The sequence below is a fragment of the Streptomyces sp. NPDC002884 genome (genome assembly GCF_040295245.1).
Classification (GTDB): domain Bacteria; phylum Actinomycetota; class Actinomycetes; order Streptomycetales; family Streptomycetaceae; genus Streptomyces.
In genome coordinates, this window is record NZ_JBEOVB010000002.1 from 16716 (window position 1) to 32737 (window position 16022).

Sequence of the window (16022 nt, forward strand, 5' to 3'; positions counted from 1 at the left end):
GACACCGACACGGGCGCTGTTTCTTGACGGAAACGGCGCCCGTGTCGTCGTTTCGGGGTCACGAGGGCGATGACAACGTAGTCACCCCAAAGTGATCAAGAATGCTTCAAGGGCGCGGGTTCAAGGCGCCTGGGGCTGCGGTATGGTCTGCCAACCCTTGGCATGGCAGATCGAGGAGCGTGCGCGTGTTCAACCGGAACCGATCCTTGCAGCAGATGGCGGCGATCGTGTCCATATCCCTGGTGGCCGGATGCAGCCTCCTGGGAGAGGAGAGCTCCGACGATGCCGGACCGATCGTCGTGGGCACCACCAGTGCCCCCAGCACGCTCGATCCCGCCGCCGCCTGGGACGGCTCCTGGGAGCTGTTCCGCAACATCTACCAGACGTTGCTGAGCTACCCCAACGGAGCGACGAGTCCCCAGCCGGACGCCGCCAAGTCCTGTGATTTCACGGACAGTTCGAACCGCACGTACAAGTGCGAACTGCGCGACGGCCTCAAGTTCTCCAACGGCGACAAGATCGACGCGAAGGCCGTGAAGCACTCGATCGACCGGATCAGGACGATCAACGCGGAGACCGGCCCCAACGGACTCCTGGGCAGCCTGGACAGCATCGAGACGAAGGGCGACCAGGTGGTGCTCTTCCGGCTCAACAAGGCCGACGCCACCTTCCCGTTCGTGCTCGCCACCCCCGGCATGTCCCTCGTCGACCCCGACGACTACTCGGCGAAGGCGCTGCGCAAGGACGACGGCATCGTCGGCTCCGGTCCGTACCGGCTCCAGTCCTACGAAGAGGGCAAGCAGGCCGTACTGGTACGCAACGACAACTACGAGGGCTTCGCCGACCGCAAGAACAACGCGGTGACCATCCGCTACTTCCAGGACTCCGGCGAGATGGTCAAGGCCCTGCGCGCCAAGGACATCGACATCACCTACCAGGGTCTGGCCGCCGACGACATCGTCGACCTGGACACCAAGAACGCCGCCAACGAGGGGCTCCAGCTCATCGAGGGCGCCGGCAGCAACATCAACTACCTGGTGTTCAACCCCAAGGACCCGTGGTCCGACAAGGTCGCCGTGCGCCGGGCCGTGGCCCAGGTCGTGGACCGGGCCCAGATCGCCCACGAGGTCTACAAGGACACGGTCGAGCCGCTGTACTCCATGGTCCCGTCCGGCCTGACCGGCCACACCACCGGCTTCTTCGACTCCTTCGGCGACCCCGACACCGCCAAGGCCCGCAAGATCCTCACCGAGGCGGGGATCACCGAGACCGTGCCGCTCACCCTCTGGTACACCACCGACCGCTACGGCTCCGACACCGCCCTCGAGTTCAAGGAGATCAAGCGGCAGCTGGACGCCTCGGGCCTGTTCTCGGTCAAGCTGAAGAGCCGCCCCTGGAACACCTACGTGGTCGGCTACCAGAAGGGCGAGTACCCGGTGTTCGGGCGCGGCTGGGCCCCGGACTTCCCCGACGCGGACAACTTCATCGCGCCCTTCGTCGGTGATCAGAACGCGCTCGGTACGCCCTATCCGGCGAAGGAGATCACGCAGGTTCTGCTGCCCCGCTCCCGCGGGGAGAGCGACCGCGCCAACGTGGTGAAGGACTTCGAGGAGGCCCAGCAGATCCTCGTCGACGACGCCCGCCTGCTCCCGCTGTGGCAGGGCAAGCAGTACCTGGCCTCGTCCGAGGACGTCTCGGGCGGCGAGCGGTCCCTGGACCCGTCGACGATCATGATGATGTGGGAACTGACGCGGAAGACCAGCTGGTAGGCGGTCGGTGAACCGGTTCCCGGGGCCGGTTGTCAGTGGTCGCCTGTAAGTTCTGTGCTCTGCAAGTGACCGCACGACACAAGGACGTTGACGTGACCGACATCGCCATGCTGCCCGAGTCCTGGCGCGGGGTTCTGGGCGACGAGCTCCAGCAGCCCTACTTCAAGGAGCTGACGGAGTTCGTCGAGGAGGAGCGGGCGGCCGGTCCCGTCTACCCCCCGCGCGAGGAGGTCTTCGCCGCGCTCGACGCGACGCCGTACGAGCGGGTGAAGGTGCTCGTCCTCGGCCAGGACCCGTACCACGGCGAGGGCCAGGGACACGGTCTGTGCTTCTCGGTGCGGCCGGGAGTGAAGATCCCGCCGTCCCTGCGGAACATCTACAAGGAGATGCACGCCGAGCTGGAGACGCCCATCCCGGACAACGGCTATCTGATGCCGTGGGCGCAGCAGGGCGTCCTGCTGCTCAACGCGGTCCTCACGGTCCGTTCCGGCGAGGCGAACTCCCACAAGGGCAAGGGCTGGGAGAAGTTCACCGACGCGGTGATCCGCGCGGTGGCCGACCGGCCCGACCCGGCCGTCTTCGTACTGTGGGGCAACTACGCGCAGAAGAAGCTCCCGCTCATCGACGAGACCCGGCACATCGTCGTCAAGGGCGCCCACCCCTCGCCGCTGTCGGCGAAGAAGTTCTTCGGTTCCCGCCCGTTCACGCAGATCGACGAGGCCGTGGCACAGCAGGGCCACGAGCCGATCGACTGGACGATCCCGAACCTGGCCGACCAGGTCTGACCTGAGGCGACCCGACCGGCCCGGCCCGTGGCGGTCGCTGCCCGCCGTCTGCCGCCGGGCCGGTTCCTCCGCGGACCGGCACGGTGCCGCCTGACCGGGATTGCGGAAACCTGCGGCTAGCGTCGTCGCAACGACGCAAGGAGGCCGAGGTGGCGGAGCGACAGGGGCAGACGGTGCCGGACGCCCTGCTGACGCGGATCGGGCAGGTCGTGATGCTGCACCACGGGGGAGACCGTGAGGAGGCCAGGCGGCGACTCCTCGACCTGTGGACGGAGATCGGCGAGGACGGCGCCCCGCTGCACCGCTGCACCCTCGCCCACTACCTGGCCGACACCCACGACGACCCCTCGGACGAGCTGGCGTGGGACCTGCGGGCGCTCACGGCGGCGGCGGAGCACGACGGCTCGGTCGAGGTGCGCGCGCTCTACCCGTCGCTGCACCTCAACCTGGCGGCGGACTACGTCAAACTCGGCCGCGCCGAGGCCGCCCGCAGCCATGTGCGCAGGGCCCGTACGGCGGCCGTGGCGCTGAGGGACGACAGCTACGGGGACGGCGTACGGGCGGCGATCAGCCGGATGGAACTGAGACTGGGGGAGAGCGAGGGCGAGGAGGAGTGGGAGGGGCGGGGCGAGTGGGAGCGGGGATGGTGAGACCGGCAGGCCGGTCGTCCCTCGACGCCCCCGGCCCCTGACGGTCCGATCTCTCCCATATCTCCGACCTGTCCGACCTGTCCGCAGGTCGGCTCCCGGCCTCACCGCCCGTAGGCCTGCTCGCAGATCGCCGCTTCCGGGCTGCCGCCCCGCCATCCGCCGTACGTCCTGCCGAGCGCGCACACATCGGTGTCCCCGCGCACCTCCGCGTCCGGGATCTCCACCCGCGGCAGTCCGTGCCGCCGGGCCTCCGGGCGGGCCGGCCGGTTGTGCGGACGGGCAGGGGACGCGGGCGGCTGTTCCGTCCCGCCGGCCTCCGGCACCACGCCCGCCCGCCGCCGCGTCGGCGTCGGCGCAGCATCCGGCCGTGGCTTCCGGGACGGCCCGACCATCTCCAGGGCCTCACGGGCCGGCGCCTGCACCACCTGCACCTCGGCCCGCCCCTCCGGTTGCGGTACGGACGGCCGGGACGGCGCGAGGACGGGACCGGGCACGGCCGGGCGCGGGACGGTCACGCATCCCGCGAGGGCCGAGACGGCCACGGTGACCAGGAGCGCTGCGGTAGTCGACGTCGTTCGATGCACCCGCGCAACTCTGGTGGGTGCGCCCGCCGGAGCAACAGCGGAGCCGCGGAGGTTGCCCCGCACGGGTGGTCCCGTACCCCGTACGAGGGACCGGGCCCGCCCGCGCTGACGTCACTCGCCGGTGACACCGTCGATGCGCTCACGGATCAGATCGGCGTGGCCGTTGTGACGGGCGTACTCCTCGATCATGTGGGTGTAGATCCAGCGCAGACTGAACGGCTCGTCGGTGAACCTGCTCCGACCCTGGGAGAGCTCGGCCGGCGCGAAGCGCGCCGCGTACTCCCGGGCGACCTCGATCTCGGCCTGCCAGGTCGCGAAAGCCTCCGCCCAGGTGTCCTGCTCGGTGAGACGGAACGCGCCGTCCCGGTCCTCTTCGCTGCGGTAGAGCGGGCCGACGCCGTCGCCCACGAGCACGGTGCGGAACCAGCTGCGCTCCACCTCCGCCATGTGCCGCACGAGGCCCATCAGGGACAGCTCGGACGGCGGCACCGAGGCGGTGCGCAGCTGGGCGTCGGTGAGCCCCTCGCACTTCCACGCCAGGGTCCGCCGGTGGTAGTCCAGCCGTCCCTCCAGCATGGCGCGTTCGTCGGCGTTCTGGGCGGGTCCGGTGCGCGGTGTGGTCATGCCCGCATGGTCGCTCCCGGCCGCCCTCCGCCACCACGGGATTTCCGCTCGACGGGCCGCCGGGCGCACCCTCGGCCGGTCCCCGGGGCCCCTCCGGACGCACCCTCGGCCGGTCCCCGGGGCCCCTCCGGACGCACCCTCGGCCGGTCCCCGGGGCCCCTGCCCAGCTCCTGCGGAACCGGCCGCCCGCGTGCGCCCCGGCCGGCGGGCGGCGGCCCGGGACGGGCCCCGTATGCTGCCGTACAGGGTAGGCCAGGCGGTAGAACAGCTAGCGAGGGAGCGCCCGTGAAGGTCGGCTGCATCGGACTCGGCGACATCGCGCAGAAGGCGTATCTGCCGGTACTCGGCGCGCTGCCCGGGGTCGAGCTCCACCTCCAGACGCGCACGCCGGCCACCCTCGACCGGGTCGCCGACGGCCTCCGCCTGCCCCGCGAGCAGCGCCATCGCGACCTCGACGCGCTCCTCGCCGCCGGCCTCGACGCCGCCTTCGTGCACGCGCCCACCGCCGCTCACCCCGGGATCGTCTCCCGGCTGCTGGAGGCCGGCGTCCCGACGTACGTGGACAAGCCCCTCGCCTACGAACTCGCCGACTCGGAGCGGCTCGTCACGCTCGCGGAGGCGAGGAACGTGTCCCTCGCCGTCGGCTTCAACCGGCGCCTCGCGCCCGGCTACGCGCAGTGCGCCGACCACCCGCGCGAGCTGATCCTCCTGCAGAAGAACCGGGTCGGACTGCCCGAGGAGCCCCGTACGATGATCCTCGACGACTTCATCCACGTCGTCGACACGCTGCGCTTCCTGGTGCCGGGCCCGGTCGACGACGTGACCGTGCGCGCCCGCGTGGAGGACGGCCTGCTGCACCACGTCGTCCTCCAGCTCGCCGGGCCCGGCTTCACCGCGCTCGGCGTGATGAACCGGCTCAGCGGCTCCAACGAGGAGATCCTCGAGGTGTCCGGGCAGGACACCAAGCGCCAGGTGGTCAACCTCGCCGAGGTGATCGATCACAAGGGACAGCCGACCGTGCGGCGGCGCGGCGACTGGGTGCCGGTGGCCCGGCAGCGCGGTATCGAGCAGGCGGTCCTCGCCTTCCTGGACGCCGTGCGCGCGGGCAAGGTGCTCAGCGCCCGGGACGCGCTGGCGACTCACGAGCTGTGCGAGCGGGTGGTACGAGCGGTGCGGGAGCGGTCCGCCGCAGCCTGACCGTCCGCGCCCCCTCGGTGAGCGCGAGCGCCAATAGCACCAGCAGGGCCCCGTGGACCGGCCAGTCGCCGTAGCGGACGTACGGGGTGACGCCGTCGGCGAGCGGGACGTCGTAGACGGCCGTCGTGCTCGCGTCCGTGCCCAGCCACGAGCCGACCCGCCGGCCACTCGCGTCGTACACGGCCGAGACGCCGGTGAGGGTGGAGTGGACGAACGGCCGCCCGGTCTCCGCGGCGCGCAGCGCGCCCAGCGAGGCGTGCTGCGCGGGCGCCCAGCTCCACTGGAAGGAGGACGTCGACGACTGCGCGACCAGCACGTCCGCGCCGTCCCCGGCGAGGTGCCGGCTCATGTCGGGGAACGCCGTCTCGAAGCACACCATCGGCCCGACGCGCAGCCCGTGCCCGGCGTCCATCACGACCTGTTCGGTGCCGCGCCGCCGGTCCTCGCCGGCCGCCTTGCCGACGGAGGTGGCCCAGCCGAGCAGAGAGCGGGCCGGTATGTACTCGCCGAACGGAACCAGCCGCATCTTGTCGTACCGGTCGCCGGTCGGGCCCTCGGACCCGATGAGCATGGAGCTCTTGTAGATGCCGGGCCGGTCGGAGCGGCGGGCGTCGACGTTGACGAGGATGTCGGCGCCGGTGACGCGGGACAACTCCGCCAGGCGCCGGGCCAGGTCGGGCCGGTCGTCGAGGTCGTAGCCGACGCTGCTCTCGCCCCAGACGATCAGGTCGACGTCCTGCCCGATCAGCCGCCGGGTCAGCTGCTCCTCGCGGTCGAAGCGGCTGTCGGGGCCGTCGATCACCCCCGGCTGCACGACGGCGATCCGGGCCTGCCCGTCCGGGTCGGGGCGCGGCGCCCACATCCACGCGGCCGAGGCCGTGGCGGCGGTGGCGACGAGACCGGCGACGGCCGGGGCCCGGGACGCCGGAACGCAGACCAGGACGGCGGCCGACACGTTGACCGCCACCACCAGGAAGCTGAGCAGCCACACCCCGCCGACGGAGGCGAGCCGCAACGCGGGCTCCACCTGCCACTGACTGGCCCCGAGCATGCCCCACGGCCCGCCGAGCCCCTGCCAGGAGCGGACGAGCTCGATCGCCAGCCAGCCCGACGGCAGGACCAGCAGCGCGGTGAACACCCGCCCGCGGCCGGGGGCCACGTCCGCGGTGAGGAACCGGTGGACCAGCCACGCCCACGGGGCCCACAGGAGGCCCAGCAGCGCGGCGATCACCAGGGTGAACACATGCAGGCTCGGCAGCAGCCAGTGGTGCATGGCCAGCATGAAGCCGAACCCCCCGCTCCAGCCGTCGTACGCGGCCCGCCTCCCCGTCGGCGCGGAGCGCGCGAGCAGGATCCACGGGACGAGGGCGAGATAGGCCCACCACCACAGAGCCGGCGCGGGGAACGCGAGCACGGGCAGCGCGCCCGCGAGAGCCGCGACGGCCGTACGCCGCCAGGGGGAGGTGAGCCAGTGTCCGAACGTCTTCATATGACACCTCCCTACCCGCCAGGGGTGCCTCCAGTGTGCGCGCGTCGAACGATCTCCGACAGGGGGCGCCTTTTTCGACGCCGGCGCCCCCGAAGCGCTTCTGCTGCTGCCGCTGCGCCGCCGTTTCCGGCTCAGCCGGGCAGGCGCCGCCATTTCTCCCGGACGACCACCTCACGCAGCCGCCACCCGTCGTCCGTGCGCAGCAGACCGAAGGAGTATCTGCCGCCACAGACGAAGTCCGGCGCACCGGCCGCCGCGTCGTCCTGGCCGGTGGCCAGCCGCATCGGGTTGACGTAGTCGGCCTGGACCCGGGCCGTGTCGCCCGTGTCCTGCTCCAGGACCCCGAACTGCACCCGGCGGTTGACGATGAGGTGCTGCCGCATCGCGAACACCCGCAGGTTCTCCGCGAGCCATGAGGCGACGTTCCCGGCGTCCCCCTCGATACCACCGGCCGATCGGTAGTCCGCCCGTCCGTCAGAGGTGAACAGTTCCCGGTACGCCGTCCAGTCCCCGTCGTCGACCGCCACCGCGTAGTCGGTGACCAACCCGTCGACGGCCAACCGGTCCATCACGGCGGCGAGCTCCACACGCTGCGTCATGGCCCGAGTGTTGGGCATGGGGGCTGCTCAGCCAAGGTCTGTGCGGGGATCGATCGGGTCACGGAGGCGCCGGCTCCCCGGACCGGCCCGAGCCCACCGCGGCCGTCGGTGGGCTCGGCTCGTGGCGGCAGCCGGTTTCCGCTACTTCCCGAATGCCCGGCGGAACTCGTCGACGACCTCGTCCGGGGCCCCGTTCGCACCGCACACCGGGACGACGCCGTTCTCGGCGGCCACGACGTAGCGCTCACCTTCGGAGAACGTCAGCGACTCCGGCCGGCTCGCGTCGCTGTCGAGCACGACCGTCCCCGTGTCGCCGCCCTTCAACCAGTGGTCGACGCGGAAGGTCACCGTGGAAGCCTTGACGGAGGTGACCGTTCCCACGAAGAGGGTCGGGTACCCACCCAGGGTGTCGGGACCGGGTGCCACACACTTCTGGCTGCCGAAGCCGCTGTGGAGGGTGAGCGTCAGTGGGCCGGTGGAGGCCGAGTGCCCGTCGTCGTTGTTCGCCATGAATCCTCCGGCGATGCCGCCGCCGAGCAGAAGCAGACCGGCGGCCGCCGCGAGTCCGAGGAGCTGACGGCGGCTCGGTCGCGCAGCGGTCCTCGCGGGGACCGTACTGCCGGTCGGGAGCGCGGTGTCGGTGGTCAAGATGTCCTCCACAAGTCGGTCGATGTCGGGCGGCGGAGCATGTGGGGTCAGCGCCGGGTCCGCGGACTTCAGACGGGCCAGCAACTCGTCGTCGTTCACTGACCGCTCCTTCCTTCATCCCTCTTGTGTCCGGATGGTTCGTCATGCTTTCGCCTCAACTGTTCGGCGAGTCTCTTCTTCGCCCGGTGCAGCCGGATGCTCACGGCGTTGGACGTCAGCCCGGTCGCCTCCGCGATCTGCCGGAGCGCCAGCCCCTCCCACGCCCACAGCCGCACCACCTCACGGTCCAGCGCCCCGAGGGCGGCGAGCGCGGCGTGCAGATCGCTGTGGTCGGCGACCCCGGCCGGCTGCCGCTCCTGCGTCCGGATCAGCCGCTCCACCAGCCGGAGCCGGCGCCCGTCGGCACGGCGGGCGTTCGCCAGGCAGCCCCGCGCCACCCCGTAGCACCACGGCAGCACGTCGTCGGGGTCGGGCGGGGGACCTGGCGCCGACCCCAGGCCGGGTACGTCGTCAATACGGCGCCACAGCACCAGCATCGCCTCCGCCAGGATGTCGTCGACCATGTCGGCGCTCGTCCGTCGCAGCAGATACCGGTGCAACGGTTCCACCACCACGTGCGCCAGTCCTTCGAAGCGCGCCCGCTGCCGCCGGCGCGACTCCTCTTCCGTCATGGATTCCACAACCCGTCCTGTCCGGCACCGGCCGGATCCTTTCAGGCGTGGGCGTACGGACCCGGACGGTCGTTTCCCGCGAGGGTCACTCCCGACGTATCCGACCTGTTCTGACCGTTGCCTAGGGAGTCGCCCCGACCCAGCGGTGATAGGCGTCCACGTCGACGTTGCTGCCGCACAGGATCGTGACCACGTGTCGGCCGGCGAAGCGGTCACGGTCCTCGAGGATCGCCGCGATGCCGAGCGCGGCCGACGGTTCGACGACGAGGCCGGCATGGTCGAGGAGCATCCGCATCCCGGCGATGATCGACGCCTCCCGGACCAGGACGGCGTCGTCGGCGACCAGGAGGAGGTCGTCCAGGACGGCCGGGACGGGACGCCGGCCGGCGACGCCGTCGGCGATGGTGTCGGTCGAGTCCGTGGTGACGACGCGCCGGCGGCGCCACGATCGAGTCATCGCCGGTGCGCCCAGCGGCTGGACGCAGATCACCTCGACCTCGGGTGCCAGGGCCTTCATCACATGACCCACGCCGGTGGCCAGTGCCCCGCCGCCGAGAGCGATCAGGACGGTGTCGAACGACGGCGCGGTGTCCACCAGTTCCAGGCCGATGGTCGCCGCGCCCTCGCAGGTCTCGATGTCCAGACTGTCTTCGACCAGCCGGATGCCGTCGTGGCGCGCGATGGCCGCCGCCCGCTCGCGAGCCGTCTCGTGGTCGCCGTCCACCAGCTCCAGACCGGCGCCCAGCGCGCGGATGCGATCGAGCTTGACCCGAGTCGCGGAGCGGGATGCCACGACGGTCACGTCGAGCCCCCGGCGGCGACCGGACCAGGCGAGGGCCTGGCCGAGATTGCCGGCGCTGGCGCACACCACGGCCCGCGAGTCATGGTCGGCGAGCAGGCTCGCGACGACCTCGGTGCCGCGGGCCTTGAAGCTGCGGACCGGGTTCGCCGTTTCGAGCTTGATGCTCACCGTGCACCCGAGGCCGGGCTCCAGCGCCTCGCAGCGGTACAGCGGAGTATCGAGGAAAACCGGGTCGATCACCCGGCGGGCCGCCCGGATCCGAGCCGTGTCGAGACGCGTCTTCTGCACGGCACAGCAGCGTAGCGCCGCGGGCCCACCCGGGGCCGAGGTCGTACGGGTCAGGGCTCGCGTCCGCCCGAAGGCTGATCGCGTGCGAAGCGGGTGAGCGGGTGAGCGGGTGAGCCGCGGTGGGCGACAGGCGATCGTCGGCCCGGGGCCACCCGGGGCTACTCCACCTCGATGCCGAAGTCCTGGACGAGTTCCTCGAGGCCGCCTGTGTAGCCCTTGCCGCCGAGGACGAAGTCCCAGTCCCCGTTCGTCCTCCGGCGGAAGGAGCCGAGTACCAGGGCGGTTTCGTGCGGGCGGCCGTCGGAGACTTCGAGTTGTCCCAGTTCGGTCAGCCCGGGGTCGAGCAGGCGGATGCTGGCGTCGGAGAATCCGGAGAGGTCGGCGTCCGCGTCGACCCCGGGGTCTATGGCGGCCACGAGGACGAATCGGTCGGCCTCGGCGGGCAGGCCGTCGAAGGAGACACAGATCGCGGCCTTGTCCGGTGCGGTGGGGGACAGGGCGCGCACCGAGCCGTCCGGCGTCTGGGGGTTGTTGAAGAAGACGAAGTGGTCGTCGCTGAGGACGCGGTTGCCCCGGCAGACGAGAGCGCACACGTCCAGGGCGACGCCGCCGGTCCAGGACATACCCAGGACGTTGTAGTCGTCCGGGAGCGGAGGGGCCGACGGCGAGGGTGTCCGCCGCTGCGCCGGGACCTGCCTGCCGCCTTCCCCCAGCCGTCCCCGCAGCCCGTGACGATGGAGCAGGTCGACGAGCTCGGGGCCCGAGATGAGTTCCAGCGGCTTGCCGTTGGCGAAGGTGTGCGAGCCGGGGCCGAACCCTGACGTCGTCACGAGGACACCCTTGTTGGCGCCGGCGTCCTGCACGGTTCCGTACAGGTCACGCACCGCGGTGGGCGGCACGGTGTTGCGGTAGCGCTTCACCTGCACGACGATCTTGCCGCCCCGGATCGGCGTCGGATCCAGCGCGTCGACGTCCACGCCGCCGTCGTTCGAACGCTGGGTCGTCACCGCCTGCATCCCCATGGCCCGGAAGAGGTCGGCAACGAGATCCTCGAAGGCGATCGGATCCATGGCGAACAGGTCCGGTTCCTCGTCACCGCCGTGGGCGACCACGCGGTTCCCGACATCCTGCGGCCGTCGACCCGGCCGCACCGGGGTGAGCTGATCCGGGCGGGGCGAGAGCTGTCCGCGCAGTGCGTCGGCGAGGCAACTCCCCGCGTCCACCTGCGCCAGATGCAGGTCACGGAACGAGGAGCGTGAGGCCATGACGGTGGCGAGGAAGATGTGGCCCGGCCGGCCCGTCGTGGGGTCGTGCCCGTCGACGAATCCGTTCAGGGTCACCGACTCGAGCGCACCCAGCTCGTCCGCGGCGAACAACTCGTGCAGAACGAGAAGCACGCACTGAGCCAGGATCTCCCGGTACAGAGTCCGGCGCTGGCCGACCGGACGGGGCGTCTCCTTGTCCTGGTCCACCCCGGACATGTACCGGACGGCCTTGACCTCCGGCACGATGCCGTACGCCGGCAACTCCCAGTCCAGCACCAGTTGGCGGGCCGACGGGTCGTAGGCCGCCGCCACCTGTCGGGGGAAGTCCTCCGGCCATGCCGTCGAGGCGTAGAGGGCGGCGGAGAAGTACTCGATCACGGAATCGGGATCCTGACGCCGTACGCCTTCGGTGAGCGCGACGACGCCGGCGTTGTGCCGCCGTACATCGGCCAGCTGGGTGTCGACCCACTGCTGGTACTCCCGCTGGTACGACGCCAGTTGGTGCTGTCGCTGCGCCTCCGCGGCCTGGGCGGCGTGCCAGTCCCGTTCGAAGCGCGCCTGCGCCTCGGCCTGCGCCTGGGCCCGGCGACTCGCGGTCCAGCCGTTCTGCGTCGCGTACTGCTGGAAGTCCGGCATGGGCACCGGCTGTGCCAACGGTCCCGGAGCGAAGGGCTGGACCTCCTCGGGCCGCATTAGGGAGACCGCTCTGAAGACCGGAGCCCGGCAGCCCGAGGCAAGGAGGCCCTGCAACGACGCGACCTGCGCGTCCAGTTCTTCCGTGCGCCGCAGCGCCTCCGCCTGCCGGTACTCCCGGTGGCTCTGGGCAGCTCGCCGCTGGTAGGCCCGCTCCTGCTGTTCCTGCTGTCTCCGCCGTCTGGCTTCGGCTTCCACCTGGCGCTGCTGCTGCCGTTGCATTTCAGCCCAGACACCGACAAAACCAGTAGAGCGACGACTCATGTACTGAAGGCCCTCCCCAGGACGTGGGCAGCCGAAAGCCGCCTTGGTTGCCCCCGCAACCAGTTGTGACGAGACGACTCTATCCAGCAATCGCCGTCTCGCCCATCCACTCGTCAAAGGCAGTCCGCTCGAGGCATCCCCGCAGGTCAACGTGACTGGAGGGTAACCATGACCGCGCCGGGGGCGCAGTGCCCGAACCGGGGCATTCCGCAGGACGGGCACGGTTCATGCGGAGCGGTCACGTCCGCTCACCCGGCCCGGTCACCCATCGAACTCGGTGAGATCGATGGAGTGCACGTGCAGCGCAAAGCCGTGGACCGGGTGCACCGTCTCGCGCTCCGGCGCCATGCCGAGCTTGCGGCTGATGTTCTCGGAGGCGTCGTCACCGATCCGGATGATGCTGATGACACGGTCGAGGCCCCGGTCCTGGAGGGCGAACTCCAGCGTCGCGTGGGCGGCTTCGGACGCGTAGCCCTGGCCCCAGAACTGGGATCCGAACCGCCAGCTGAGGGCCACGTCGGGCAGCGTCTCCGGCAGGAACCCGGGCATGGACAGGCCGGTGAAGCCGGCCAGTTCGCCGGAGGCCAGCAGCTCTACGGCGAAGATCCCGAAGCCCTCCTCGTCCCACTCCTCCTCCCACAGCTCGATGGCCTCCGCGGTGCGGTCCAGGTCGAGCACCGAGCCGTCGTCGACCCAGCGCATGACGTGCGGATCCGCGTTGATCTCGGCCATGGGTACGAGGTCGTCGTCACGCCAGCGGCGGAGGAGGAGGCGGGGGGTGTGGATCTCGGTCATGGTGACCATCCTGCCCAAGGTAGGAGCCTCACCGGTAATCGGCAGCTGCCCGGCTGGGCGGCAGGGCAGGCGGGCAACCGGGCGGGCGGACGGCGGTGCGGCTGGGCAACCGGGCGGGCGGACGGCGGTGCGGCTGGGCAGTCGGGGCGGCCGGTGGCGTCGGCAGAGCCTCTCCGGGCCCCGTCCCGTCCTGGCCCCGACCTGGCCTCGTCCCGGCCTCGTCCTGGCCCTGCCCCGGCCGTTGCCGGGTTCTCAGCGGTCGGAGTTCCTGCTCTGATGCCGGGAGATCTGCCCCCGCGCCGTGCGCCACTGGGACCGGGTCTGTTCGACCAGGGCGTCCCACTGTCGGCGTACCTCATGGTCGGACGGGCGGTGGCCCTGACGGATCCGGTCGAGTTCGTCCCGTACCTCGCGCCCCAGTGCCGACGATCCCACCATGACCAGCATGGCGGCGAAGAGCGCGGAGATCATCGCGAAGACCGCTCCCACCACCCCGTAGCGTGCGGCGTAGGAGTTGAACAGGCGCGGCAGATAGATGGCCGCGCCCACCGAATAGGCGGCCGTCAGAACGGCGGCGGTGATGCCGAAGGGGACGAGGTCCGACCAGCCGATCCGCTTGGCCGACAGGAGCCGTCCGCTCCACACGAGGAACGCGGCGGTCACCGGTACCTCGCACACCGAGGCGACCAGCCCCAGTTCGCCTTCGCCGAGGAGCGCGGTGAGCAAGGCGGTGCACAGTGCGTAGCCGCCCAGGCCGAGGATCCACCACAGGCCGTTACGGGTGTTGCGCACGCTGAGCGGGCTGAGTTCCCACGTCTGCTCGACGAGCCGCTGCGCGGCCCGGGCGAAACTGAGGACCGAGATCATCAGGAACACGGCTCCGAAGACGCCCACGCTCGCGGTGCTCCCCTCGGCGGGCGAGAAGAGGGAGCTGACGGCCGTGGCGCCCGCTCCGGTGAGGTGGTAACGCCTGATGATCTGCTCGGCGGCGTCGTAGTGCACGAAACTGCTCACGACGGCGCCGATCAGGATGGAGAGCGGGACCAGTGCGGTCAACGCGCTGGACGCCAGGGCCATCGACCGGTCGAAGCCCACGATCTTCTGGAACCGGTTGATGACGCGCAACGCGAAAGCGGGACGCAGCCAGAACGTCAGCGTTCTGACGAGGCGCTCACGCTTGATCCTCGCCGTCCTGCCCTCCATGAAGCTCGTGACCGTTGTGGCGACGCGAGCGTAACGGACGGTGGCGGACCCGACACGGGGCGACACGATGGAGTGGCGGAGGGAGGGCGAGAGATGGGCGCAGGGGCGAGAGGGGGGCGAGGAGGGGAGCGAGGGGTGGAGGAAAGGGCAGCGGGGAGCCCGGTGCTCAGGCCGCTGCCACGACCTCGCCGCGGATCGCGATGGCCCACTCCACGACCAGCAGCTCGTACTCCGCCCGCTCCTGGGTGGACAGCGAACCGCCCGCGCGCAGCCAGAGGGCCCGGATCCGCTCGTTTAACTCGGCAGCGGACCGCACGGAACCAGACGGCACAGAGTTGGGGGACATGGGCCAAGCCTAGGCGCAAGAACTGACCCTGCGCTACCGGACGGCTACGCGCACGGATATGGGCTTGGTCACGGCTGATCGATCAACTCCGACGGCCCTCCCGCCGGTTCGGGCGAGAAGGCCGATCCGCGCGCCGCCGCGACGCCGCGCAACTCCCGGAGAGGGAGGGCACGGTGGCGGTCAGCCCGCCGACTCCGCCGCGTGCGGGCTCAGTGAGCCCGTCGCGACCAAGGCGATGATCACGATGCCGAGCACGACGCGGTAGTAGACGAACGGCATGAAGGACTTGGTGCTGATGAACTTCATGAACCAGGCGATGACCGCGTATCCGGTCACGAAGGCGATCACCGTCGCGAACATCGTCGGCCCCCACGCCACGTGGCCGCCCTCCACCGCGTCCTTCAACTCGAAGACACCGGAGGCCAGTACGGCCGGAATGGCCAGCAGGAAGGAGTAGCGGGCCGCGGCCTCGCGCTTGTAGCCCATGAACAGGCCGCCGCTGATGGTGGCGCCGGAACGCGAGACACCGGGGATGAGCGCGCAGGCCTGGCAGAGGCCGAAGATCAGGCCGTCCTTGACGCCCAGGTTCTCCAGGTTCTTGCGCTGCTTGGGCGCGCGGTGCTTCCCGCCCGTCTCGTCGCGGGCCGCCAGCCGGTCGGCGATGCCGATCACGACGCCGACGACGACGAGCATCGTGGCGGTGATCCGCAGGTCGCGGAACGGGCCCTCGATCTGGTCCTTGAGCGTCACGCCCAGCAGACCGATCGGGATCGAGCCGACGATCACCAGCCAGCCCATCTGGGCGTCGTGGTCCTTGCGCAGCGTCTTGTCGAACAGCGATCGGCTCCACGCCGAGATGATCCGGCCGATGTCCTTGCGGAAGTAGATCAGCACCGCGGCTTCCGTGCCGATCTGCGTGATCGCCGTGAAGGCGGCGCCGGGGTCCTTCCAGCCGGAGAACGCCGCGGTCAGCCGCAGATGCGCGCTGGAGGAGACGGGGAGGAACTCGGTCAGCCCCTGGACGAGTCCGAGGATGAGGGATTCAAACCAAGACATGAGGTTACGGAGTCCAAGCGCCGATCGGAGAGGGCGACGGCGACGGTCGGCCCGTCGCGCGCGATGATCAGGTGATCAAGTGTGTGCCGGGGGAAGCCTAGCGTTCCCGGATGACAGGCCCGGCACAGGGGTTTCGCAGGCGCCACGCGGGCTCTCGCGCCGACGCCGCCCGGGCCCCTCCGCGCGAGCCACGAAAAGCCCTTACACGACACGCACTGTCTCCCAGACCGGGGGTCACGCAGCTCCCCGGCCGACAGGCACCTCTTCCGCTTCCGCCGGCGCGCACGGGCCTCT

At 70.9% G+C, this 16022-nt stretch carries 16 protein-coding genes; 4 read left to right on the plus strand and 12 right to left on the minus strand.

Annotated features, from left to right (window positions below):
- Positions 1-185: 185 nt before the first annotated feature.
- The 3 genes from ABT070_RS04465 (at position 186) to ABT070_RS04475 (ending at position 3204) form a co-directional block, all read left to right on the plus strand.
- On the plus strand, positions 186-1769 hold the full coding sequence (locus tag ABT070_RS04465; RefSeq protein ID WP_351754533.1) for an ABC transporter substrate-binding protein: 1584 nt from the start codon (positions 186-188) through the stop codon (positions 1767-1769).
- A gap of 92 nt (positions 1770-1861) precedes the next feature.
- Complete coding sequence (gene ung / locus ABT070_RS04470; RefSeq protein ID WP_351754536.1) at positions 1862-2554, plus strand: uracil-DNA glycosylase; 693 nt, start codon at positions 1862-1864, stop codon at positions 2552-2554.
- 149 nt (positions 2555-2703) lie between these two features.
- Complete coding sequence (locus ABT070_RS04475) at positions 2704-3204, plus strand: hypothetical protein (RefSeq protein WP_351754539.1); 501 nt, start codon at positions 2704-2706, stop codon at positions 3202-3204.
- 101 nt (positions 3205-3305) lie between these two features.
- Here ABT070_RS04475 and ABT070_RS04480 read toward each other — a convergent pair whose 3' ends face one another.
- Together ABT070_RS04480 and ABT070_RS04485 are read right to left on the minus strand one after the other, a co-directional pair.
- Positions 3306-3788: a hypothetical protein gene (locus ABT070_RS04480; protein ID WP_351754540.1), complete on the minus strand. Its 483-nt coding sequence runs from the start codon at positions 3786-3788 to the stop codon at positions 3306-3308.
- 111 nt (positions 3789-3899) lie between these two features.
- Complete coding sequence (locus tag ABT070_RS04485; RefSeq protein WP_351754543.1) at positions 3900-4412, minus strand: DinB family protein; 513 nt, start codon at positions 4410-4412, stop codon at positions 3900-3902.
- A gap of 285 nt (positions 4413-4697) precedes the next feature.
- Here ABT070_RS04485 and ABT070_RS04490 point away from each other — a divergent pair, with 285 nt between their 5' ends.
- A complete protein-coding gene (locus tag ABT070_RS04490; RefSeq protein WP_351754546.1) occupies positions 4698-5609 on the plus strand; it encodes a Gfo/Idh/MocA family protein in 912 nt (303 codons plus the stop codon).
- Here ABT070_RS04490 and lnt read toward each other — a convergent pair.
- The 10 genes from lnt to ABT070_RS04540 form a co-directional block, all read right to left on the minus strand.
- Positions 5527-7098 carry an apolipoprotein N-acyltransferase gene (lnt, locus tag ABT070_RS04495; protein ID WP_351754548.1) on the minus strand — a complete coding sequence of 524 codons (1572 nt, stop codon included), beginning with the start codon at positions 7096-7098 and terminating at the stop codon, positions 5527-5529. The two genes, ABT070_RS04490 and lnt, sit on opposite strands and share 83 nt — an antisense overlap.
- 131 nt (positions 7099-7229) lie before the next feature.
- Positions 7230-7697 carry a nuclear transport factor 2 family protein gene (locus ABT070_RS04500; protein ID WP_351754550.1) on the minus strand — a complete coding sequence of 156 codons (468 nt, stop codon included), beginning with the start codon at positions 7695-7697 and terminating at the stop codon, positions 7230-7232.
- Positions 7698-7838: 141 nt separating this feature from the next.
- On the minus strand, positions 7839-8444 hold the full coding sequence (locus tag ABT070_RS04505) for a hypothetical protein (protein WP_351754552.1): 606 nt from the start codon (positions 8442-8444) through the stop codon (positions 7839-7841).
- Positions 8441-9016 (minus strand): RNA polymerase sigma factor, encoded by a 576-nt coding sequence (locus ABT070_RS04510; RefSeq protein ID WP_351754554.1) that lies wholly within the window; start codon positions 9014-9016, stop codon positions 8441-8443. The genes ABT070_RS04505 and ABT070_RS04510 overlap by 4 nt, the downstream gene beginning before the upstream one ends.
- Before the next feature lie 121 nt (positions 9017-9137).
- Positions 9138-10106 (minus strand): threonine ammonia-lyase, encoded by a 969-nt coding sequence (locus tag ABT070_RS04515; RefSeq protein WP_351754556.1) that lies wholly within the window; start codon positions 10104-10106, stop codon positions 9138-9140.
- Between the two features lie 158 nt (positions 10107-10264).
- Positions 10265-12328: a restriction endonuclease gene (locus tag ABT070_RS04520; RefSeq protein ID WP_351754559.1), complete on the minus strand. Its 2064-nt coding sequence runs from the start codon at positions 12326-12328 to the stop codon at positions 10265-10267.
- 261 nt (positions 12329-12589) lie between these two features.
- Complete coding sequence (locus ABT070_RS04525; RefSeq protein ID WP_351754562.1) at positions 12590-13123, minus strand: GNAT family N-acetyltransferase; 534 nt, start codon at positions 13121-13123, stop codon at positions 12590-12592.
- A gap of 252 nt (positions 13124-13375) precedes the next feature.
- Positions 13376-14326, minus strand: a complete 951-nt coding sequence (locus ABT070_RS04530) for a YhjD/YihY/BrkB family envelope integrity protein (RefSeq protein ID WP_351754564.1) — start codon at positions 14324-14326, stop codon at positions 13376-13378.
- A 166-nt stretch (positions 14327-14492) separates the two neighbouring features.
- On the minus strand, positions 14493-14672 hold the full coding sequence (locus ABT070_RS04535; RefSeq protein ID WP_351754566.1) for a hypothetical protein: 180 nt from the start codon (positions 14670-14672) through the stop codon (positions 14493-14495).
- A gap of 180 nt (positions 14673-14852) precedes the next feature.
- Positions 14853-15728 carry an undecaprenyl-diphosphate phosphatase gene (locus ABT070_RS04540; RefSeq protein ID WP_351754567.1) on the minus strand — a complete coding sequence of 292 codons (876 nt, stop codon included), beginning with the start codon at positions 15726-15728 and terminating at the stop codon, positions 14853-14855.
- Positions 15729-16022 lie beyond the last annotated feature (294 nt).

What these genes read in the sequence shown, in the direction of transcription:
- ABT070_RS04485 (WP_351754543.1), bottom strand. Translation starts at nt 4,412, where the DNA reads ATGACCACACCGCGCACCGGACCCGCCCAGAACGCCGACGAACGCGCC.
- lnt (WP_351754548.1), bottom strand. Translation starts at nt 7,098, where the DNA reads ATGAAGACGTTCGGACACTGGCTCACCTCCCCCTGGCGGCGTACGGCC.
- ABT070_RS04500 (WP_351754550.1), bottom strand. Translation starts at nt 7,697, where the DNA reads ATGACGCAGCGTGTGGAGCTCGCCGCCGTGATGGACCGGTTGGCCGTC.
- ABT070_RS04510 (WP_351754554.1), bottom strand. Translation starts at nt 9,016, where the DNA reads ATGACGGAAGAGGAGTCGCGCCGGCGGCAGCGGGCGCGCTTCGAAGGA.
- ABT070_RS04520 (WP_351754559.1), bottom strand. Translation starts at nt 12,328, where the DNA reads ATGAGTCGTCGCTCTACTGGTTTTGTCGGTGTCTGGGCTGAAATGCAA.
- ABT070_RS04525 (WP_351754562.1), bottom strand. Translation starts at nt 13,123, where the DNA reads ATGACCGAGATCCACACCCCCCGCCTCCTCCTCCGCCGCTGGCGTGAC.
- ABT070_RS04530 (WP_351754564.1), bottom strand. Translation starts at nt 14,326, where the DNA reads ATGGAGGGCAGGACGGCGAGGATCAAGCGTGAGCGCCTCGTCAGAACG.
- ABT070_RS04535 (WP_351754566.1), bottom strand. Translation starts at nt 14,672, where the DNA reads ATGTCCCCCAACTCTGTGCCGTCTGGTTCCGTGCGGTCCGCTGCCGAG.
- ABT070_RS04540 (WP_351754567.1), bottom strand. Translation starts at nt 15,728, where the DNA reads ATGTCTTGGTTTGAATCCCTCATCCTCGGACTCGTCCAGGGGCTGACC.